The 22,476-nt window shown below is 35.0% G+C and carries 16 protein-coding genes; 4 read left to right on the top strand and 12 right to left on the bottom strand.

The features are described from left to right. Positions 1 to 18: 18 nt before the first annotated feature. The 9 genes from ACZYT3_RS04545 to ACZYT3_RS04585 form a co-directional block, all read right to left on the bottom strand. Positions 19 to 318: a PTS sugar transporter subunit IIB gene (locus tag ACZYT3_RS04545; RefSeq protein ID WP_464087834.1), complete on the bottom strand. Its 300-nt coding sequence runs from the start codon at positions 316 to 318 to the stop codon at positions 19 to 21. A gap of 22 nt (positions 319 to 340) precedes the next feature. Then, on the bottom strand, positions 341 to 1,816 hold the full coding sequence (locus tag ACZYT3_RS04550; protein WP_464087835.1) for a glycoside hydrolase family 1 protein: 1,476 nt from the start codon (positions 1,814 to 1,816) through the stop codon (positions 341 to 343). Positions 1,817 to 1,834: 18 nt separating this feature from the next. Beyond that, positions 1,835 to 2,155 (bottom strand): PTS lactose/cellobiose transporter subunit IIA, encoded by a 321-nt coding sequence (locus tag ACZYT3_RS04555; protein WP_464087836.1) that lies wholly within the window; start codon positions 2,153 to 2,155, stop codon positions 1,835 to 1,837. 12 nt (positions 2,156 to 2,167) lie between these two features. Beyond that, entirely contained in the window at positions 2,168 to 4,075 is a 1,908-nt protein-coding gene (locus ACZYT3_RS04560; protein ID WP_464087837.1) for a BglG family transcription antiterminator, read from the bottom strand. A gap of 789 nt (positions 4,076 to 4,864) precedes the next feature. After that, positions 4,865 to 6,286 carry a pyridoxal phosphate-dependent decarboxylase family protein gene (locus ACZYT3_RS04565; RefSeq protein ID WP_464087838.1) on the bottom strand — a complete coding sequence of 474 codons (1,422 nt, stop codon included), beginning with the start codon at positions 6,284 to 6,286 and terminating at the stop codon, positions 4,865 to 4,867. 143 nt (positions 6,287 to 6,429) lie between these two features. Next, positions 6,430 to 7,836, bottom strand: coding sequence for a glycoside hydrolase family 1 protein (locus tag ACZYT3_RS04570; RefSeq protein ID WP_464087839.1), 1,407 nt, complete (start codon positions 7,834 to 7,836; stop codon positions 6,430 to 6,432). Between the two features lie 43 nt (positions 7,837 to 7,879). After that, entirely contained in the window at positions 7,880 to 8,200 is a 321-nt protein-coding gene (locus ACZYT3_RS04575; RefSeq protein WP_071441384.1) for a PTS sugar transporter subunit IIB, read from the bottom strand. A 51-nt stretch (positions 8,201 to 8,251) separates the two neighbouring features. Further along, a complete protein-coding gene (locus ACZYT3_RS04580; protein ID WP_071441383.1) occupies positions 8,252 to 9,565 on the bottom strand; it encodes a PTS sugar transporter subunit IIC in 1,314 nt (437 codons plus the stop codon). 11 nt (positions 9,566 to 9,576) lie between these two features. Then, positions 9,577 to 9,903 carry a PTS lactose/cellobiose transporter subunit IIA gene (locus tag ACZYT3_RS04585; protein WP_464087840.1) on the bottom strand — a complete coding sequence of 109 codons (327 nt, stop codon included), beginning with the start codon at positions 9,901 to 9,903 and terminating at the stop codon, positions 9,577 to 9,579. Positions 9,904 to 10,035: 132 nt separating this feature from the next. Here ACZYT3_RS04585 and ACZYT3_RS04590 point away from each other — a divergent pair, with 132 nt between their 5' ends. The 3 genes from ACZYT3_RS04590 (at position 10,036) to ACZYT3_RS04600 (ending at position 18,476) form a co-directional block, all read left to right on the top strand. Continuing rightward, positions 10,036 to 11,922 carry a BglG family transcription antiterminator gene (locus tag ACZYT3_RS04590; RefSeq protein ID WP_464087841.1) on the top strand — a complete coding sequence of 629 codons (1,887 nt, stop codon included), beginning with the start codon at positions 10,036 to 10,038 and terminating at the stop codon, positions 11,920 to 11,922. An 873-nt stretch (positions 11,923 to 12,795) separates the two neighbouring features. Next, a complete protein-coding gene (locus ACZYT3_RS04595; RefSeq protein ID WP_464087842.1) occupies positions 12,796 to 13,749 on the top strand; it encodes a hypothetical protein in 954 nt (317 codons plus the stop codon). A 173-nt stretch (positions 13,750 to 13,922) separates the two neighbouring features. Continuing rightward, positions 13,923 to 18,476: a SpaA isopeptide-forming pilin-related protein gene (locus tag ACZYT3_RS04600; protein WP_464087843.1), complete on the top strand. Its 4,554-nt coding sequence runs from the start codon at positions 13,923 to 13,925 to the stop codon at positions 18,474 to 18,476. Between the two features lie 29 nt (positions 18,477 to 18,505). Here the strand turns inward: ACZYT3_RS04600 and gltA are convergent, their stop codons facing one another. From gltA to ACZYT3_RS04615, 3 genes are read right to left on the bottom strand one after another with little or no spacing between them, the layout of a single operon-like run. Then, on the bottom strand, positions 18,506 to 19,888 hold the full coding sequence (gene gltA, locus ACZYT3_RS04605; protein WP_464087844.1) for an NADPH-dependent glutamate synthase: 1,383 nt from the start codon (positions 19,886 to 19,888) through the stop codon (positions 18,506 to 18,508). Continuing rightward, positions 19,888 to 20,727 (bottom strand): sulfide/dihydroorotate dehydrogenase-like FAD/NAD-binding protein, encoded by an 840-nt coding sequence (locus ACZYT3_RS04610; protein ID WP_464087845.1) that lies wholly within the window; start codon positions 20,725 to 20,727, stop codon positions 19,888 to 19,890. The genes gltA and ACZYT3_RS04610 overlap by 1 nt, the downstream gene beginning before the upstream one ends. A gap of 38 nt (positions 20,728 to 20,765) precedes the next feature. Further along, positions 20,766 to 21,401: a M48 family metallopeptidase gene (locus ACZYT3_RS04615; RefSeq protein ID WP_464087846.1), complete on the bottom strand. Its 636-nt coding sequence runs from the start codon at positions 21,399 to 21,401 to the stop codon at positions 20,766 to 20,768. A gap of 113 nt (positions 21,402 to 21,514) precedes the next feature. Here ACZYT3_RS04615 and mnmL point away from each other — a divergent pair, with 113 nt between their 5' ends. After that, a complete protein-coding gene (gene mnmL / locus ACZYT3_RS04620; RefSeq protein WP_464087847.1) occupies positions 21,515 to 22,459 on the top strand; it encodes a tRNA modification radical SAM protein MnmL/YtqA in 945 nt (314 codons plus the stop codon). The last annotated feature ends 17 nt before the right edge of the window (positions 22,460 to 22,476 follow it).

Here is a 22,476-nt window from a genome sequence, read left to right on the forward strand (position 1 = left end):
ATTTATCCTCCTTTATATCTATCGAATCATTTCTAATGATTTAGCTAATATTTTGTCGCCTTTTAATCTTCCATAATCAGTTGGCTGAATTAAATAAACAGGCAGATCGGGATACTTTTTTTCTACTTCTGCAGCAATATAATTAATTTGTGGTGCTAACAGAAGAATATCATAGTCCTTAACAACTTCATCTAAAGATGTTGAACCTATAGCCGTAATTTCGACTTCTTCATTGCTATTTTTAGCCGCTTCTTTCATTTTTTCAACCAATAGCCCAGTTGAAAAACCTCCCATACACATTAACAAAATTTTTTTCATAGAAATGCTCCTTTCTTTATATTTACAAATTTTCGCCATTTGTTTCTATGACTTTTTTATACCAATAAAACGAATCCTTTTTAAATCTATTTAATGTTCCATTACCTTCATCATCACGATCAACATAAATCACACCGTATCGTTTACTCATTTGACCTGTTCCACCCGAAATAAGATCAATGCATCCCCACATAGTGTAGCCAATTAAATTAACTCCATGATCAATAGCTTTTTTCATTTCAAGAATATGATTTTTCATATACTGTATTCTATAATCATCATGAATCGTACCGTCATTTTCCATTTTATCTACTGCTCCCAATCCATTTTCAGTAATCATGACAGGTAAATGATAACGATCATATATAACTTCTAAAAAGTATCTCAGTCCTTTCGGATCATTTGCCCACCCCCATTCAGAATAATCTAAGTAAGGATTTCTTTCTCCATTGGCTATATTTCCTGCGACCATATCTTTGATTTCATGAGTAGTAACTATATTCGACATGTAATAAGAAAAAGTATACATGTCAACAACCCCTTCTTTTAAATCAATTAAATCCTGATCTGTAATATCTACTGTAACCTGATGCTCATTCCATAATCGTTTTGAAAAAGATGGATATTCTCCTTTGCATTGAACATCTCCACTATAGAAAATACCTTTTTCCCATCTATATCGAGTAGCAATAATATCATTAGGATCACAAGTTAACGGATAATGAGGAATGCCACATATCATGCAACCAATAACGTTTTCTTTATCGATTTCATGACCTTTTTTAACAGCATGAGCACTTGCAAGAAACTGATAATGTAATTGATTATATGCTTCCTGATACGCTTTATCTGTAGCATCACTTCCATACATATCTAACATACCAACAGCATTATTTATTTCATTAAAAGTTATCCAATACCTGACTAAACCTTTAAATTCTTTAAAGCAAGTTTCTGCATAATGATCAAAAAATTGTATTGTTTTTCTATTATTCCATCCACCATACTTTTCTTCTAAATAAACAGGTGTATCAAAATGCCATAACGTAACTAAAGGTTCTATTTTATATTTTCTTAATTCTTTAAAGACTTCTCTATAAAATTCAATTCCTTTTGAATTAGGTAATTCTTCATCCCCTTTCGGAAATAATCTTGACCATGAAATCGACATTCTGAAAACTTTAAAACCAAGCTCAGCCAACAGAGCAATATCCTCTTTATATCGGTGATAGAAATCTACAGCAATGTGATTTGGATAATAGCAATTATCTAATATTGCATATCTTGCACCATCCGGAAGGTTCAATCCACGGATTGCAGGCATCATTCCGGGATGACCATCTTTATCAATGTATGTCACCTGCCGTCTTTTTTTCGGCGTTCCGACTGTTCTAAAATCACGGACAGCAGGCCCTCTTCCATCTTCATTCCATGCACCCTCAAATTGATATGCTGCAGTTGCACCTCCCCACAAAAAATCTTTTGGAAAACTTGTCATGTATTAACCTCCTTACAATTAATTTTTCTCTAATCGAATTTTAATTTCTTTAATAAGTTCTGTTGCTATTTCTTTTACAGTAATAGCTGTCATCAAATGGTCCTGCGCATGTACCATCAGTAAAGTAACTTCAGTCTTATTTCCTTTTACCTCATTTTGAAGAAGCTTGGTTTGGATTAAATGAGCCTGATTAAGGTTTTTTTCTGCTTCTTTCATCAATTTATCAGCACCTTCAAAATCATTCTCTCTAGCTTTCCAAATTGCTTGAATCATTTCACTCCTTGCCATGCCACTATTAGCTATAATTTCTGTCACAATTTGTTCATAATTCTCATTCATTTTAAGTTCCTCCTAAATTAATTTTTTAAGCTCATAAATAAACGCTTCATAACTATCACAGTTTAACAATCTTCTGCGTAAATCATCATTTTCTATAATTTTTAATAAAAGACGTTGTAATTCCTGATGTAAAAACAAACAATCAGCTCGTAAATTTATTAAAAAGATCATTTGAACCTCTTTATCAAAACATCGCAATGGTTTTTTTAATATTGTTACTCCAACACAGCTTTCATTTGCTTCTAACCGGATAGGATGAGGACTTGCAACTCCATTCATAAAAATTGTAGGATATTTTTTTTCTCTTTGTAAAACCAGCTTTGGATAATCAGAATTAGCTTTTCCAATTTGATGCATATATTCTGCTTGCTGTTTAATTATTTCAAAATAATCCCCACTTTCAATTATTTGAAATAATTCTTTATTAAAAAGTGCTAAGACATTCAATAGAGTTCTACTTTCTGATTTTTGTTGTCTTAATTTTAAAAGAGTTTTGTTTTTTATTTCAGTAATCTCATCATCACTTAGGAATTCTTTAATTTGAATAATTGGTATGCCATGATATTCTTCTCCTATCGGAACAGTAGATAAGATTAAATCCGGCTTTTCTTTTTCTGCGGCCTCAATATCATTCATTGAAATCACTACAATGCTCGCATTCATAAAAATACTTTCTAATTTAAGTTTTATGAGCAACGAAGTGCTTTTTCCTGTTACACATATAACAGCAATCCTTTTTACATCTTCCAGCTGTTTCTTTTTTATTTTCTCAAAATGAGAAGCAAAATGAAGTGTTATAAATCCAATTTCATCTTTAGTTAATTCAAAATTGTCCATGCCTTGTGAAATTAAATCGGCAAAACGAATTGCTACTGTAAATACATTATTATATTTTAAATATATATCATCAATTAAAGGATTTTTTAATTGAAAATTATATCCTATACGGTCAATAAGCGGATAAATATGTAACAGTAAATTACCAATTAATTCATCGTCATTTTGAAAATCACCATTAAATTCTTCATCTAATTGTTTAAGTATTTCTTTAATTTTTATTTCATATAGTTCTCTCGTTTTTTCATGTTGATTTAACACCGAGGTTTTTGATTGTATCTCCAGGGCAAACAATTTTATTTCATCTTCAGGTAACTCAATACATATTTGTTCATATACTATTTTTTTAATTTCCTCCGAAATACTTAAATAGAGCGGATCAATATCTATTTTTTTCTCTAGCTTTTGGATAAAATTTTGTTGGTATGAACGATACATTACAATTTGCAAATGTATCATAATATTTTGAAATGCTAATTCTGAAATTTCAAGATTATACTTTCTGATTATAGCTCTTAGTTTTTCTTGAAGAAGTCTATCATCAAACTTTGAAATAAAATCTAAATAATCACGTACAGGTTCGACATATAATTCTGATTCGATAACATATTTTGAAAATGCCTTACGATAATCTTTTTCATTTCCTTTTATTCTAATCCCATAATGACGTCTGTTTTCTAAAGTTAAGTGATTACTTTCTAATTCCTGACTTACTTGTTTTAAATCTGTTAATAAAGTAGATCGGCTTAATCCGGTATAATCGCTTAATTCCTGTAGTGTCACATAAGTCGATGACTGCATTAAATAAAACAAAATAATATGGGTCCTTTGTGGTTGACTAAAATAATCAATTTCACGTATTGATGCTTGAAAATACTTTTCGAATTTTTCATTATCTTCTATAAAAACCTTCAACCCTTCGTGTTTGACATTTCTAATATAACAACCATTTTCCTTATCTTGATTAATAAGTTGTATAGTCCTACGAATTGTGTTTTGAGATAGATTCAATTTTTGCGCTAATGCTTCATATGAAATATAATCATTTTCACGAAGACAACGTATAATATCTGTTTCTCGCATCAATCTCTCCTCCTTCGTAATTTATTTTAACTAGTTGATTAATGAAAGAAAAGTTCATATTTGATAATTAAAATTACCATTTTTATATCTTTAGATAATTTTTATTTTAATTGTTCTAGTTAACTATTCGGAAGAAGTAAATTGCAAATTATATGAATGATTGAATATTTGCACTATAAGGTGAATAATCTTAATATTTTTGTTGTATTATGATTAACATAGTAACTTTTTTATTTTGAATACAAAATATTCCTAAGTATAAGTTTATTATGTAAGTATAATAAAAATATCCAGTTAATCATTCATGTATAGACAATAAGCCCTGTGAACAGTTTCAAGGATTATTTAAAGATATCTTATTTACTTTATTTCCATGCATAACTACAAAAGACAAGATGATAAAAGCAATCTATAAAACACTTGATTATTACATCAATGAATTTCCGTAAAACATGTGGAGAAGTCAGAAAAGAAACTTTAACAACAAATATACCAATCATATAAATAAAGTCTAATAAAAGATCAAAGAACATTGTGCCAATATTGAAGCAAAGAAACAACGACAAGCAGAATGAATAATTATACTCAAACATTAGAAAAGCCATCAGCGTCATGATGACGTGATGGCTTACATAGAAATTTAATTATATATTGTATCTAATCGGCAAGATATGGATCACAAACTGTCCTATTTCTTGTTTCTAATTAGAAGATATCAGTGATTTATTTTATCATAGTTAATAATCAGTAACTATCTGATGATAATTATTTATAGAAGTACTCTTTTGATTATGACAGTATTTCCTCACTCGCTTCAATTGCATACTTATTTAAAAGTTCAACTGTTTCCTTTAAATCTTTTTCTGTTGTTTCTGGGTGAATTGAACAAATCCTTAAAACCGTTTTTCCCTTTAATTGGGTAGTCAATACACAAGCAAACCCATTTTCTGTCATTTTATGTGAAATTGCCTCATTGATCTGATCACAAGAATGTTCACTTAATGATTTAGGTGCGTAACGAAAATTAATGATAGCCAGTTGGGCCGAAGTTACAATTTCCCAATTTGGTTTCTCTTTAATTATTTCTTCTAAACACTGAGCATATTGGATACCATGGGTAACCATTTCACTAAGCTTATCCGTTCCTAACGTTTGTAAGGTCAGCCACAACTTTAAACTGCGAGCTGGCCGAGTGAGTTCAATTCCCCACTCCCAATAATTCACTTCATCATTTTCTGCCACGGCATCCTTCAGATATTCAGGATTAGAGCTGAAACAATTGGCAAGATCATGTGAATTTTTAAAAAGGATCATACTGCATGCGTACGTTTGAAATAACCATTTGTGTGCATCCCATGTAATACTATCTGCACGAGAAATCCCATCTAACAGATGATGATACTCATTTGAAACTAAGACAGAGACACCATAGGCTCCATCAACATGGAACCATAAATCATACCTATCACAAATATCTGCAATCGGATGAAGCGGGTCGATGCATCCTGTATTTGTCGTTCCTGCCGTTGCAACTACTACAAATGGTTTTTTTCCTGCTTCAAGATCCTGCAAGATTGCCTTTTCCAGACAACGAGTGTCCATTCGTAACTGATCGTCACAAGGAATGATGCGAATCAGTTCTGTAGTCAGTCCCATAATACGCAGTGCCTTAGCGGCGGAAAAATGTGTCTGCTGAGAAAGGTATGCAACCCCATTGAAGTACATATCTTCTGAAAGTTTTGCATGACGTGCAACAACAAGAGCTGTCAGATTTGCAATTGAGCCACCCGAAACAAATAATCCTCCTGCCGTTTTCGGATATCCTGCTTTTTGACATAACCATTTGATTGTTTCCTGTTCAATGCAGCTTGCACTAGAACTTTCTAACCATGTCCCTGCATGTGGATTGTAAGAATCTGTCAAGACATCACCAATCCATGATAACGGAGAAGCCGGACTTGGTACAAAGGCGAAAAACCGCGGGTGCTGCATAATTGCCTGATTCGCATAAATAGTTTCAATCATCTCGTGAATCACTTGATCCAACTCGCGCCCTTCTTTTGAAAAACCGATATTTCTCAATTTTTGAATGACGTCATCACTAGCAATAGTCACCGCCTTCTTTTCACGTAAAGTATCGTAAAAATCTATGTACGTCTTTGCTATTGTCTGTACAGAACGATACAGCTCTTCTTTTGTTATGCTTTCCATTTCAAAGCCTCCTCCTTCAAGCTCAATCAAATTATCCTTCCTGATGGAATCGAAAATGATACAAATCCATATAAGTACATTAAGCTTATACTTCTCCACTATCTACAATATCATAATGCCGATAACTAATATATAAGTTTAAACTACAACTCTTCCCCATTTGTTTCGATTACTTTTTTATACCAATAAAAGCTGTCCTTTTTATATCTTTTTCCTGTACCTGATCCATCGTCATTAAGATCAACATAGATAAAACCATATCGTTTGCTCATGATGCCACCACCTTGTGAAATCAAATCAATTGGAGCCCAAGTGGTATAACCCATAACATCACATCCGTCATCCACCGCCTCATGCAAAGATCGGATATGATTTCGTAAATATTCGATTCTATAATCATCATGAACAGTACCATCAACCAATTCTTCCTGCTTTGCCATTCCATTTTCAACGATAAAGAGTGGTTTTCTGTATCTGCTATAAAACACTTCACAGGTATTTCTTAAACCATCTGGATCAATGATAAATCCCCAGTCATTTTTGGTTAAATAAGGATTATCGTTATTTTTTGTACGATCTCCCCGACTGCTGTTTGATCTATCTCTCGAAATACCCGAGAAGTAGTAAGAGAAAGGTATATAATTACCTATTCCCTTTCTTAAGATAACAAAATCCTCCGGCTCTGTTTCAATATGTAATTGCTCTTTTTCAATCGTGTTTAACCATTGATAATTATATTCGCCATCACACATCACATCTAAGAATCCATACTGATATTCATTCATATCGACGATACTTTCATAGTAATCTAGCGGATCACAAGTTCTTGGATAGCATATAGTTGCGGAAAGGGATGCATTACAATAACTACCTGGAATGATCCGCTGTGATTCAATGACGCATCTGGCGTTTGCGAGCAATTGATTATGTGCAACTTGATAAATCAATTCTTTTTTGTTATCTCCATCCTCCAGATTGACACCACCGTTCTGATACAAATATCCAGTATTAAATATAAAGTTAATTTCATTGAAAGTAATCCAGTATTTTACCAAATCTTTATATCTTTCAAAGCAAGTCACAGCATATCGTACGAAGAAATCAATACATTTTCTATTTGCCCAGCCTTTATATTTTTTCGTTAGATTTAATGGCATCTCACAATGTGACAAAGTAACCAAAGGCTCTATACCATATTTACGACATTCTTTAAAAACATTCTCGTAAAACTGTAAACCGAGCTCATTAGGCTGTTCATCATCACCATTGGGAAAAATTCTTGACCAGCTGATAGATAATCGGAAACATTTAACTCCCATTTCAGCCAACAAGGCAATATCCTCTTTATAACGTTCATAAAATTGATTACCTTTATGTGACGGGTAATTTACACCTTCTCTTAGTTCTAAGGTGACGTGATCTCTATTGTGTTCTTCGATTGACAACACATCAATGATTGACAGGCCTTTTCCATCCTTATCCCATGCACCTTCACACTGATTTGCGGCACATGCACCTCCCCATAAAAAACCATCTTTAAATTTTTTCATGTATTTCTCCTCATATCTTCTCTCTAACTACACCTTTGTTTTTCTATCGTTTATGTTCTTCAATTGCCTGAATTGTCGCATCCAAAATATTGTCTGCCTTGATCATGCCATAGTCAGTAACAGCCATATTCACTAAGACTGTATCTTGGTGAATATCTTTTTGGATTTCTTTTGTCAAATAAACAATTTGTGGAGCAATAAGTACTGCATCATATTGCTCTCCTGCATATTCTGATGTTTCTTGAACAGAGATTGCATGAACTTTACAATCATAGCCTCGCTTTTCCGCCTCTTCACGGATTTTCATCTCCAATATGCTACTGGACATTCCTAAACTGCAGATCAATAATAAATTAAGTTTCATAAATTTTATACGCGATTAATAATATATTTATGGAAAAATCATCAAAACACCTTATTGATTTGGATCGTTCGCTTCTTCTTTCAACTTCTGATTATCATAAGTTTTAAAGAATGGATAGTAGATGAGCATATCTACTATAATAAGAACGATTGCCAAAACCGACCCTGTCCAGCTCAATGTTGCTAAAAAGCCACCAATTGGTGTCCACAAATTCCATCCGGCAAAGGAAACGACATGCGGCACCAGCTTCAATGCAGTTGCAACATATGTGATAATGAAGTTAACACTTGTTGTAATCGCCATAGGAATGATAAATACCGGATTCATCATCAGCGGAACACCAAAGATAATTGGTTCATTGATATTGAAAAATGCTGGAAGGATTCCTAATTTACCAACTGTCTTACACTGTTTGGATTTAGAGAATAAAAATAATAACACCGCAAGACCAAAGGTTGCTCCACAACCACCAATATTTACAAATGTATAATACATACCATAATTTACGATGTATGGCAGCTCATAAATGTTCGTTCCTGCTGCATAAGCTGCCTGATTGGCATAAAATGCTGTCCAAAGGAATGGTGAGAAACCTGAGAAGGCGTTGTCATGAATACCGAACCACCATCCTAAGCTGCAAAGAAGACAATAAATAATCGTTCCAGCAGGAGATAGCAGAATGGATACTAAAGGTGACATGACTAAATCAATGACATTTGGAAATGCTACCCCGGCAATCTGGATGCATAGCGTATTTATGATTGCCCAAGAAAATACAATAATGGCACATGGTACTAATGTAACAAAGTTTTGGGTAATAGCGGGAGGCACTCCTGCACCACCAATTTTGATCTTTCCGACATTATGATTGATAAGCCAAGACAATGCCAAAGTAGATAATACTGATACGATGATACAACTCAGAAGACCTTGTCCTCCATAGTTTGTAAAGCCCTGAATTAATTCACCGTCATATGTAAATGTAGCAGTAACCAGAAATGCAACCAATGCGTTTACCATTGCTGACAATCCCTTGATACCAAGCTTCTGTCCCAAATAATAACCAATAGCTGCACTTGAAATCAGAGCAAAGCAATTCATGCTGGCAAAGCTGACCATTGTCAGAATATTACCAAGCGAGTTAGCTAAATCTGTCCATCCCTTGATAAACGTATAGATAATTCCCGGATCTAAAGTAGTGTAATCGACCGGTGGTGTACTGATTACCAGCGTCAACGAGCCAATAATCATAAATGGAACTCCAGCCATCAGACCATTGGATATGGAGCTTAATATCTTATTGCTCTGCATCATACCAGCTAATGGGAGAAGCTTCTTTTCTAGTAAATTTTGTAGTTTATTCATTTTTTCCTCCTTTATTCTTTTTCGTTAAGCATCTTTTCATACAACTTGATCAGCCTTTTTGCAAACCGTTCATAATTCAGCGTTGTCATAAGATGATCCTGGGCATGCATCATGATAACACTATATTCTATGACTTCATTTCTCGCTTCGGAAGTAAGCATGCCCGTCTGTGCTTTATGTGCTGCCACAAGCGCTTTATCTCCTTCATGAATCTCTTTTTGAGCTTCTTGAAACTTTCCCTCCTCTGCATTGTCTAAAGCAAGGTTAAAGTGATTTAGCGCATCTCCAGAATGTGCAATCAATTGAAACGCTAATAACTGTACTTGTGATTTTTCCATATCTATCGCTTTCCTCCTTGGCATCATTCTATAACAAACACTCATGTTGTGCATTTTTGTTTTTGCGTACCCCCTGGTAAATAAAAAATTGAAATGAAAAAAGGATAGATTATAATATAAGTGGTGAAGAATATGAATCAATTTACAGATAGGCAACTGAAAATCATCCATTTGATTACAAATCAGAATGATACTATTACCTGCGAAAGACTATCGCAGCTTTTAAATTATTCAAAAAGGACCATTCAGAACGATATTGCTTATATTAATAAAAAAACAAATTTAATCATAAATACACCGTATGGCTATAAGATCGATCCAACTGTGTTATCACAGCTCGATCCTTCACTATTTGTCGAAAATACCAACAATACACATATCATTCTTCGGCGGCTGATCATGAAAAATAAAACATACAATATCAATCAGCTTGCAGACAAGTTATATATTTCAGTAAGCACTCTTGAAAAAGAGATCAAAAAAATCAGTAAAATACTAGCGGATCATAACCTTGAGCTGAAACGTGAACGAGGATCCATCTCTATCGAAGGTAGTGAATATTACAAAAGAAAGCTGATCATGGAGCTGATCAAAGAAGAAACAAGTTCTACTTTCAATTCCATAAACAATATTTCAAAATATTTCGATCAACTGAATTTCACCAGAATACAAACAATTGTAAATGAGTCAATCAACAGACATGGCTATTATGTTGATAAAAACTACTCATTTAATTTATATCTGAATATTACAATTGCACTATTTAGAATGAAATCTGCCATCTATATTAAAGATCTGCCGAAAAACTATGTAGATCAGCAGTCTGTAGAATATCAGATTTCCAAAGATATTTGTAAAAGTTATTCCTTACACTGGAATATTCAACCACATGAAGAAGATATCATTTATATTGCCTTGCTACTGTCTGGACAAATAAAAAATCAGGAATATTTACATTCAAATGAGAAAACAAACCCTGTTTTAGCTCCAGATTTTATTCATAGAATTGATCAGATTCTTTCAGAAACCTTTAACTATTATATGTTTTCAATTGATTATTTCAAATCCCTGCAAAACTTTGCCATGCATATTGATGGAATGATCAAAAGAATTAGAAATAATCAATTAATTTCAAATGATATCTTAGATACCTTAAAGAAAAATTGTCCATTTGTTTTTGAAGTTTCCATCCATATTTCAAAAAAGATAGCTGATGAGTTCCATATAGAGATATCTGATTCGGAAATTGGCTTCATTGCTGTTCATATCGGCCTTTTGATGAATGCCTCTGAAGTTGACCTGATAAAAGTGAAAATTCTATTGATCTGCAGCGATTATCTGAATTTGATAGATACTGTTTCTGCTCAAATATTAAAGTACCATAAGGATTATATCAATCTGACAGTTGTTACTCCCGATGAAGATGATATTAATATTGACTACAATGTAGATTTAATTATTTCAATCAAGCCAATCAACATTATTGGCAAAAAAGTCATCATCATTTCTCCGTTATATACGGTTGCTGATGAGTTGAAGATCTATCATGCAATCAATGAAAAACTGATTGAAAAAGATATTGCAAACAAAAATAAAGTATTATCTTCTTATTTCCATGAACATCTGTTTTTTAAGACAGATGCATATTCTACTAAGGAAAGTGCTATTCGCTTTCTTTGTGAAAAAATTATTGGTTTTGGTTTAGAAAAACAAGGATATACTGAAAAAGTACTCTATCGGGAAAGCCTATCAACAACCTGTTTCTTTCATACATTTGCTATTCCGCATTCGATGGATTTTTCTAATACGAAAACGATGTTTACGGTTTTGATATCAGAAAAAGGTATTCAATGGGATGATTCTCTTATTCATATCGTCTTGTTAATTACCATTTCCAAACAGGATAAGAAAATCTTTAAAACAGTTTATGACTCTATCATACGCTCTTTATCCGACACTTCAAAAATTCCTAAGTTGATTCATTCTAAAGATTTAAGTGAGTTTATCTCACAATTGTAAATCACTCTTACAGTATTTCTTCATGCGAAGTTCATATATTATATAATCAGTATTAATTTTGGACGAATTAATTTGCCTCGTAAATATCCACTGATATACAGCTTTGGAAAGAATTGCTGATATGAGAAGTTACATTTCTCCCTAATAATTCATTTATGTTATTAAAAAAAACATTACTGAAATCATATTTATCGGTAATGTTTTTATATGTGTTCTTTTTTACTTATTTTAACTTTTTTCTTACGACAGACATATTTACGTATTTCATATCTGAAAATATGACGTATTACGTAAGTATAGATTATGATCGCTAAGATCAATATTAAAAATGTCATCCAAAAGGATTCTGTTTTTTGAAAAAGGCTGTTAATTGAAAACAATAAGTCCGCCGAAAAGAAAAAATACATGATCATATCAAGATTCCATAATAATTTATAAAAAGAACCTTCTATTTCTAAAGTATATACATTACCGTTAAATGTGAATTCATGTTCATAAAATTCCATCTTCTTGATTATTTGAAATACTTCCATAAAATTCCTTCTTTCTTATTACACATCAATTTTTATCTTGAAAATAGTTGATGAAGATATCTTATCATCGATATTATATAATGTTCTTTATTACACAACAATAAAAAAACATTGATAAATTTTCTAATTTTTTTCCTTTTCAGGGTTTTGATGCATATAAGAATAGTAGGGGGGGTGACATATAAATATTTGATCATTTATTCTTGAAGTTTCTTTATCGCTACTATAATATTATCTTATATAAATCATGATCTAAGTTATACTCTTCTCTAAAATATATCAGATAATTATTAAAAGAAAAGAACTTATTTACCAAATTAAGATACAAGGAGGAAAAAACATGAATAAAAAGATGTATGGCATGTTATCTTTAGCCATATTATTATCAACGACAGCCTGTTCATCTGCTGATGATCTTCAGCTTGCGAAAACTGAAATTACAGTTGAATACGGTGATCCATTATCACTTGATCCAAAAGATTATTTAATTGAAGATACTGCCGAGGATATCCTGCATGGTACTTCTGTTAAGGTATTTATCGCAGAAGGAAACAACAAAACAAATGAACCGCTTGATACAGATGGTACAGGGTTGGAGGTTGGCAGTTATATTTTATCGCTTTCATATAAAGATGAAACCGAGGATGTAAAGGTGAATATCGAGGATACGACGGCACCTGAATTTGTGAATTTTACTGAAAAGGTCATTCTCATTCAGGGAGAATCAACCGATCTTACAAAATTATTTCAAGTAAAGGATTTATCTGCTGTCGAAGTTACAGTGGAAGGTGAGGTAGATTTTGATACAGTGGGAAAATATCCCGTTACGTTTATCGCAAAAGATAAATATGAAAATATGACAGAAAAAGAATGTGTGATCCAAATTGATGAAAAACCTAAAGAGATCATTCCGGTAATAGATACTATGGGAAATGATTCACCAAAGAACAGCGAATCAACTTTTGGTTCAAACAGCGCTACATCAGCAGCAAATTCAAATGCTTCATCAAACAGCAGCCATGGATCAGTGACTACTCAGCCGATTCAGCCGGAGCCGGCACCAATGCCTCATCAGCATAAGTTTGTCGTCAACGATACGACTACTTATTATGAAGGAAGTGAACTTCTATTTAATCATTGGAATGATGCAGTTGCAAAATCAACAGATATTCAGTATGAATTAAATGGTGAAACTTGGCAAAAGTGGGGATTATGGAAAAATGTATCTGTTTTTGGTGTTCGTTGTTCGAATGGTTGTGATGAACTATGGTATGCAGTAGAATTGATATATTAAATGATTTTTAGAAATATGAAGACAATCATATTTCTTTTTTTATGATCTTTTTTACTGTTTTATCGTATCAGACAGCTTTTTATTTTGAAACAGATAAATTTTTTTGATAATTTTGTAATATTTTTTTCCTTTTTGCAATCGGAGTGCATATAAAATAGTAGGAGGGAAAAATTATGAAAAATAAAAATACTTCATTAATTATAAAATTAAAAAAGAAAATACGTTTTATTTTAATAACAAGCTTATTATCCGTTGGGATAATGTTACCTAAATGGCATATTCCGACATATGCTGCCACACACAATGTTAATGAATCTTTTCCAACTGAAATTCAAAGCTGGCATCGTTTACGGGGTACTGGTATTCCCGCATTTCTTACTATAGATGGTGAGGTGGCTTGGTGTATTGAACCGGGTAAGACAGCACAGGTTGGGATGAATACAGAATATACATTTGAAGATATTGGTTATAGCCGTGAATCAGGTAAAAAGTTGGCATATATCGCTTATTTCGGGTATCGTGTAAATCCGACTTATGACAATTATGTTCTGACACAGAATTTAATTTGGGAAACGATTGGTACAAAAGCCGGAAATGACTTTTATTTCTATGTAAGCAGCCGATATCCGACAAGAGTGAGTCAGAAAGCATGGCAGGATTCTGTAATGGCAAAAGTGAATGCGATGGAAACTGTACCTTCATTTAATGGTGGTCATTATACATTAAATGTGGGCGAGTCAATTGAAATAGAAGATACGAATGGTGTACTTCAGTATTTTACAATGACTTCCGCAAGCGGTCTTGAGATATCAAAAAACGGAAATAAATTTAAAGTAACGGCAACAACTGCTTCATCAGATACTTCTGTGATAAGACTTGTTCGTAATATCGATCAAAGTGCGTTAGGAAGTTTGTTTGCGGTAAAATCAAAAGATTCTCAGGCTATATCTTCAGTAAAGATAACAGATCCAGCTTCTGCACTTCTTACTATAAAAGTGAATAAATATGGAAGCTTAACTATCACAAAGAGAGATGATAGAAATAGTCTTGTACCAAATACATCCTTTAAGATCAGCTACAATGCAGATATGAATGATCCAATCGGAACCTATACAACGGGAAAGGATGGTACAGTAACGATCAATGAGCTGTTGCCACAGACAGTTTACATTCAGGAAACTTCTGTGCCTGAACATCTGATCCTTGACAGTACGATCCGCTCAATAGAAATCGTACCAAATGAAACAGTTTATTTTAGTGCTACGAATGATTGGAAGCAAGGAAAGATCCAAGTCGTAAAGAAAGATGCTGAAACAGGTGAAACCGTAAAAAAAGCAGGTACTCAGTTTGATATCTTGAATACCAGTAATCAGGTTGTACAAACCACTACGACTAACTCTGAAGGTGTTGCGATTTCTGACTGGTTGGATTATGGCACCTATAAGGTAAAAGAAAAGACTGCTCCGAATGGGTACACAGTTAATGCCAGTGAAAGTAATCCGATCGCTGTAATTGAAAATAACCAGACCTATACGATCGATATCAGTAATACACGTGTAAAAGGACGTATTGCTCTTACAAAGGAATTTGGTGAAACTGAAACAGGATTGACAGGCAATTCTATTTTAGAGGGGGTCACTTATGAGTTGCACGCTCATGAGAATATCTTAAATCCTATGGATGGCAGTATCTTGTATGCGAAAGATTCAGTGATTCCGAATACGACAAAACAGACAGATGCTGATGGTAAGATCACATGGACTGATCTTTATTTAGGTAGCTATGATGTTCATGAAATGACAAGTAATGGTACGGTTGTCGTGAATACAGTAGATGTTATTGCTGATCTTGACTATGTTGATCAGAATACTCCAAATGTGAGTGTATCTGTAAAGCACAAAGATAAGCCGAATGAACAGGTTTATAGCTTGATCAAGATTGGTTCTAATGGATCAACGGGTGAGGTACCAACACTTGAAGGTGCTGAATTTACAGCCAAGCTGAAGTCCGATGTAGATCGCTTAGGCTGGGATACAGCCCCTGCTTATGATGTATCAGTGACTGATTCAAAAGGATATCTGGTATCTCAAAAGTTGCCTTATGGTACATATGTAGTACGGGAAACAAAGAAATCGGATGAACATGAAGCAGTGAAAGATTTCATCCTTACGATCACCGAAGACAGTGATGAACCTCAGCCTTGGATCATCATGAATGATGCGCCATTTGAAGGTATGCTGAAGCTAGTGAAGAAAGATGCTGAAACCGGCAAGACGGTATTGCTGCCAAATACGACCTTCAAGATCAAGAATCTTGATACTGGTGAGTATTTAACTCAATTCGTCTGGTTCCCTATTCCTCACAACGTAGACACATGGTCTACGACAGATCAGGGTATCGTTTATTTAAATGATGTTGTGATGTATGGTAACTATCAGCTGGAAGAAATCACCGCACCAAATGGTTATGTATTGAATACTGAACCTGTAAAATTTACAGTTTCAGAAAATGGCATCTATGAAATCGGTGAGGATGGTGTTACCCCTGTGATCACGGTTGAGATGGAAGATATTTCTGTTAAAGGACAGATCACAGTATATAAAGAAGGTGAAGTCTTTAGCGGTGTACATCAAAATAATGATGAAAGCTATTCCTTTGATTATGAATCAAAAGGACAATCAAATACAGAATTCCAAATTATTGCGGATACAGATATCATGGATCCAAGCAATGATGGCACCGTTCTATACGAAAAAGACAAAGTGGTTGAAACGATTACCACTGGAACTAACGGCTATACAACGTCCGGCAAGCTTCCATTAGGTGAGTATCGCATTGAAGAAACTAAGGTACAAAATGGTATGATCTTAAATAAGGAAATCCAGAAAGTAAAGCTGGAATACAAAGATCAGACAGTAGAAGTCGTATCAGCAGAGATCAGCTTTAAAAATGATCGCCAAAAAGTAAATATAGAACTTACGAAGAAAGATGATGAAGGAACCTTGTTAGCTGGTGCTGTCTACGGCTTATATACCAAAACAGATCTCATGCTTGATGATGCAATCCTCCTTTCGGCTGATACATTGATCGAAACAGCTGTCACAGATGAAAATGGCAAGCTGTCTTTCAAAGCAGATCTTCCTATTTCTTTGGATGAAGAAAGTCATTTCTATGTCAAGGAAATCAAACAACCGGCGGGTTATGTGTTATCAGATAACGTTTTTGATATTGATACTAAATATAAAGCACAGACGATTACGATAATCAACAACTCTTTCACTGATATCAATGCAATCACAAAGATTGAACTTTCTAAGAAAAATCTAACATTTGCGGAAGAACTGGCAGGGGCGCATATCCTTGTTATGGAGAAAGAAACAAATAAAATTATTGATGACTATGTATCTACGGATAAACCGCATCTGATCAAAGGTTTAGAGGTTGGAAAGAGCTATCTCATGATTGAAGAATCAGCACCTTATGGCTTTGCCATCAGCGAAACGATTGAATTTACAGTATCCGCAACAGGAGAAATTCAAAAAATTGAAATGTTGGATGATCTTGTCGTTGGAAGGCTTGTATGGAACAAGACCGGTAAGATTTTTACACACACAGTGACTGAAATGACAGAGGTCGGTATCGTTGAATCACCGGTATTTGAAGAAAGTAATCTTTTAGGTGCTGAGATCACGATCTATGCCGCCGAAGACATCACGATCGGCAACCACATTTATTACAAGAAGGATGAAGCGATTCAGACTCTGGAAAGCGACTGGGATGCAGTGGAAAGCATGAATCTTCTGGTCGGATCTTACTATTATGTTGAAACCAAGACACCAATCGGATATATTTCTGATACAGAAAAACATTACTTTGAAATCAATGACAGCCAGTCCACGGAAGTACAGCTGATCGAATCAACACTGGTCAATGATCTTCCTTCCTATGAAATTGAGTTGACAAAAGTGTTTGAACAAGGCTATCTTGAATTTCCTGATGTCTATAAGGATGTTATTTATGGCATTTTTACCAGAGATGATACCTTTGATCATATAGGCAATGTCGCAATTGAACCGGATATGCTGGTTGCTACCGTGGGCATCGATGAAGAAGGTCATCTTGTCAATGTGCCTAGACTTCCTGTAGGAAATTATTATCTGAAGGAGCTGTCTACAAATAGTGCCTATATTCTTGATGAAAAAGAATACGACTTCAGTATCGATCAATCCCATGATGAAAATATCGTTGTATCTGTCAACAATGGTGAAGCTGTCATGAATGAATTGAAATGGATAAATGTTCACATAAACAAGATTGACTCTCAGAGCGGCCAAGCTATCTTAAATAAAAACTTTGCATTCACACTTTACAGTGATGCGAAATGTACAAAAGAACTCATTCAAGCTGGAGGTAATACTAGTGAAGGATATGCGGAAATTAAACTGAGTTATGGCACTTGGTACATAAAAGAAACTGCAGCACCTAAAGGTTATCTTCTCAGTGATGAAATAATACGTATCAGCGTTGGAGAAAATGGGATTTTTGTCAATGATCTGCCTTTACAAAACGATGATATTTACGAAATTGCTTTTGCCAACACGCCAATACCTTCAACATCAGTTGAAACAGGCGATCAGACATTAATCACCTGTCTTTTACCATGCTTCATTTCTTGCTTCTTTTTTATCCTTTTAAAAACAAGCCATAAAGATAAAAGTGTTCATTAAAAAATCCTTATATAAAAAAAACAAGCCTTTTACAGCTTGCTTTGGATATATTCATCAATAGATGCCGCACATTTCTTTCCGGCTCCCATTGCCTGGATGACCGTTGCCGCACCGCTGACAGCATCTCCTCCGGCAAAAACACCTTTTCTTGTTGTCATGCCTTTTTCGTCCACTAAAAGACAACCTTTTGCATTTGTTTCCAAGCCCTTTGTTGTTGAACGAAGCAATGGATTCGGACTCGTACCGATTGCCATGATCATGCAGTCACAGTCAATGACAAAATTGCTTCCTTCTTTTGTGATCGGTCTTCTTCTTCCAGAGGCATCCGGTTCACCTAATTTCATTTCCACACATTCAACACCGCAGACCCATCCGTCTTTTCCAATGACTTTCACCGGATTGGTCAACAGCTTAAACTCAATTCCTTCTTCCATGGCGTGCTCGACTTCCTCATATCTTGCCGGCAGCTCTTCCATGCCTCTTCGATAAACGATCGTTACCTCGGCACCCAAACGTCTGGCACTTCTGGCAGCATCCATGGCAACATTTCCACCACCGACAACTACGCACTTCTTAGCTCTATAAATCGGTGTATCACTGTCTTCCTGATATGCCTTCATTAAATTAAAGCGTGTCAGATATTCATTGGCTGAAAAGACTCCTTTTAGATTTTCTCCCTCTAAACCCATGAAATTAGGAAGTCCGGCTCCACTGCCAATAAAGATTGCCTCAAAGCCTTCATCAAAAAGCTCATCAATCGTTTCGCTTCTTCCGATGACACTGTCACATTCTATGTTGACGCCCATCTTTTCCAAAGCATCGATCTCATGCTGGACGATTGATTTTGGTAACCTGAATTCAGGAATACCATAGACCAATACTCCTCCGGCCATATGTAAGGCTTCAAACACAGTGACCTCATAGCCAAGTTTTGCCAGATCACCGGCACAGGTCAACCCGCTCGGACCTGCTCCTACGACCGCTACCTTATGTCCGTTAAAAGGAATTTTCGATGTTTCCTCTTTTAAATTTTCTCTTGCCCAGTCCGCAACAAAACGCTCTAACCGGCCAATACCGACACTTTCACCCTTGATTGCCCGTACACAGTATTTCTCACATTGGTTTTCCTGTGGACATACTCGGCCGCAGACAGCCGGCAAAGAACTCGTTGATTTAAGAATCTCATAAGCTTTTTCAAAATTCTTTTCCTTTACTTCACGAATGAAATCAGGAATATGGATCGACACCGGACAGCCCTGCATACATGGCTTATGCTTACAATCCAAACAACGATTTGCCTCTTCTACTGCCATCTCTTCGGTATAGCCCAAAGCGACTTCATCTATATTTCCGCTGCGTACTTTTCCATCCTGCACAGGCATTTCGACCCGTTTCAAACTCATGTTCGGCATTACTGTACCTCCTTGTTTAAAAGAGCACATGTCTTTTCATAGGCATGCTTTTCAAATTCACGATAAGATGTATTACGACTGATCGCTTCATCAAAATCTACTTCATGACCGTCAAAATCCGGGCCATCCACACAGGCAAACTTTGTCTTGCCGCCAACGCTTAATCGACATCCCCCGCACATGCCTGTTCCATCAATCATGATCGGATTCATCGATACCGTTGTCTTAACATTGTATTTCTTCGTCAACAAGGCCACGAACTTCATCATGACAAGCGGTCCGATAGCAATCACACAATCAAAGGTCTCCTTTTCCAAAAGTCTTTCCAGAGCATTGGTAACGACACCCTTTTCACCTACGCTGCCATCATCACTCATGATATAAAAACGATCGCTTACCTGTTTAAATTCATCCTCTAAGATCACCAGATCCTTATTTCTAAATCCGACGATCGTCGTAACATCGCTTCCCTGCCGATGAAGCGCTTTTGCGGTTGGATATGCAATTGCACAGCCAACACCACCGCCAATCACACAGACCTTTTTCAATCCTTCGATCTCGCTCGGCTTTCCCAAAGGACCTACGAAATCATGAATATAATCATTCTCATTTAATTCATTTAATTTTTTCGTCGTTGCTCCTACGATCTGAAAAATAATCGTAACTGTATGTTTTTCTGGATCTGTATCGGCAATCGTCAAAGGAATACGCTCTCCCTTTTCATCTACACGCAAGATTATAAACTGTCCTGCCTTTGCCTTTTTCGCAATTTTTTCATGTTCTACTACCATTTGCGTCACTGTTGGATTCAGACGCTTCTTTTCAACGATTCTTACCATGCTGCCTCCTCCTATTCTTTGATAATCATACCACAAAATCACTCATCTATTGTAATTAATTTAGGTCCGTTTTTACTTACTTCTTTATAATCCGGCATATATTTTTCAATGATCGCATAAAACGCTTTTGAATGATTCGGTTGAATCAGATGTGCATATTCATGAATCACAACATAATCAATGAAGCGCTCCTGATAATGAATCAGCTGTGAATTTAAGGTAATTTGATTTTTCTTAGGCATGCAGCTTCCCCATCTGCTTGTCATTTTTCGTATTTTAAGCGCAGGCTCATTGATTATATAATCATGGCTCATCTTCTCATATACTTCTTTCATCTTTTGTTTTAAGATCTTTTGAGCCATTTCTTTTTCATATTGAAGCAATATCTTATATTCATCCTCACTTTCCCTTTTATAAATCATACAAATACCTTCTCTCAGCCTTACTCCGCTTGTCTTAGACAATACGGTTTTGATAGGATAGCTCTTTCCAAGAAACAAAAAGCGCTGATTATCATGAAGGATTTTTTGCTGTTGTTGAATCATGCACATCTTTTCCAATATCCATTGACATTTTATTCCTACAAATTCATCTACCTTTTTAAGAGGTACATAAGCATTACATGAAACAACGATTTCACCATTACGCGTGATATGCAGATTTATATTTTTCACATTCTTGATGATTAGGGTATAACATATCTCAAGATCATTTACTTTTATTTTTCTCAACATGAATTTATTATAATGAATTTAAGATACAGATGCAAATATGTTATACTAATATCATGAAAAATCCATTTATTTATTCGAATGACAACAAAAGATATCACACCTTTAACTATTACTTAAAAAACACCTACCATGAAAAAATCTTTAAGGTTCCCTTAGACGGAGGGTTTACCTGTCCGAACCGTGATGGCAGCAAGGCTTTTGGCGGCTGTACCTTCTGCAGTGCATTAGGAAGCGGCGACAGCATCATTCATCACGAAGATATCATGCGGCAGTTTGATGATGGAGTCAAACTATTACGGAAAAAATGGCCGAATGGAAAAGGTATGGCCTATTTTCAAGCCTATACCAATACCTATGGCCCACTTGAAAAATTAAAAAATCTTTTTGAACCCTTTATTCAAAGAGAAGATATCGTTGCACTTTGCATCGCGACAAGAGCGGACTGCCTCAATGATGAAAATATTGCCTATCTTGATTCCTTAACCGTCTATAAAGATGTCTGGGTAGAAGTCGGCTTGCAGACGATCCACGATGAAACAGCCCAAAGAGTCAACCGTGCTCATGATTATGCTTGTTTTTTAAAGGCCATAGAAAAGCTGGCTGACACCAACTGTAAGATCTGCGTCCATATCATCAACGGTCTTCCTTATGAAACAAAAGACATGATGCTTGAAACGATCCAAGCAATCGCTCAGCTTCCGATTCATGCAGTCAAGATCCATATGCTTCATCTTTTAAAAAATACGGCAATGGCAGATGAATATGAAAAAAATCCTTTTCACATCTTAACATTGGAAGAATATGTGGAAATTGTCTGTGAGCAATTAACTTATCTTCCTAAAGAGATCATTATCGAACGATTGACAGGAGATGGAATAGCCAGTGAATTGATAGCACCATTATGGACGATAAAAAAAGTCTGCGTCTTAAATGAAATCGATAAATATATGGCCCGTCATGAATTATATCAAGGCATGAATTACAAAAAAAATCTGTGACTCAATGATTCCACATC

This window comes from Traorella sp. mt218 (assembly GCF_055420025.1).

What these genes read in the sequence shown, in the direction of transcription:
- ACZYT3_RS04545 (WP_464087834.1), bottom strand. Translation starts at nt 318, where the DNA reads ATGAAAAAAATTTTGTTAATGTGTATGGGAGGTTTTTCAACTGGGCTA.
- ACZYT3_RS04550 (WP_464087835.1), bottom strand. Translation starts at nt 1,816, where the DNA reads ATGACAAGTTTTCCAAAAGATTTTTTGTGGGGAGGTGCAACTGCAGCA.
- ACZYT3_RS04555 (WP_464087836.1), bottom strand. Translation starts at nt 2,155, where the DNA reads ATGAATGAGAATTATGAACAAATTGTGACAGAAATTATAGCTAATAGT.
- ACZYT3_RS04560 (WP_464087837.1), bottom strand. Translation starts at nt 4,075, where the DNA reads ATGCGAGAAACAGATATTATACGTTGTCTTCGTGAAAATGATTATATT.
- ACZYT3_RS04565 (WP_464087838.1), bottom strand. Translation starts at nt 6,286, where the DNA reads ATGGAAAGCATAACAAAAGAAGAGCTGTATCGTTCTGTACAGACAATA.
- ACZYT3_RS04570 (WP_464087839.1), bottom strand. Translation starts at nt 7,836, where the DNA reads ATGAAAAAATTTAAAGATGGTTTTTTATGGGGAGGTGCATGTGCCGCA.
- ACZYT3_RS04575 (WP_071441384.1), bottom strand. Translation starts at nt 8,200, where the DNA reads ATGAAACTTAATTTATTATTGATCTGCAGTTTAGGAATGTCCAGTAGC.
- ACZYT3_RS04580 (WP_071441383.1), bottom strand. Translation starts at nt 9,565, where the DNA reads ATGAATAAACTACAAAATTTACTAGAAAAGAAGCTTCTCCCATTAGCT.
- ACZYT3_RS04585 (WP_464087840.1), bottom strand. Translation starts at nt 9,903, where the DNA reads ATGGAAAAATCACAAGTACAGTTATTAGCGTTTCAATTGATTGCACAT.
- ACZYT3_RS04590 (WP_464087841.1), top strand. Translation starts at nt 10,036, where the DNA reads ATGAATCAATTTACAGATAGGCAACTGAAAATCATCCATTTGATTACA.
- ACZYT3_RS04595 (WP_464087842.1), top strand. Translation starts at nt 12,796, where the DNA reads ATGAATAAAAAGATGTATGGCATGTTATCTTTAGCCATATTATTATCA.
- ACZYT3_RS04600 (WP_464087843.1), top strand. Translation starts at nt 13,923, where the DNA reads ATGAAAAATAAAAATACTTCATTAATTATAAAATTAAAAAAGAAAATA.
- gltA (WP_464087844.1), bottom strand. Translation starts at nt 19,888, where the DNA reads ATGCCGAACATGAGTTTGAAACGGGTCGAAATGCCTGTGCAGGATGGA.
- ACZYT3_RS04610 (WP_464087845.1), bottom strand. Translation starts at nt 20,727, where the DNA reads ATGGTAAGAATCGTTGAAAAGAAGCGTCTGAATCCAACAGTGACGCAA.
- mnmL (WP_464087847.1), top strand. Translation starts at nt 21,515, where the DNA reads ATGAAAAATCCATTTATTTATTCGAATGACAACAAAAGATATCACACC.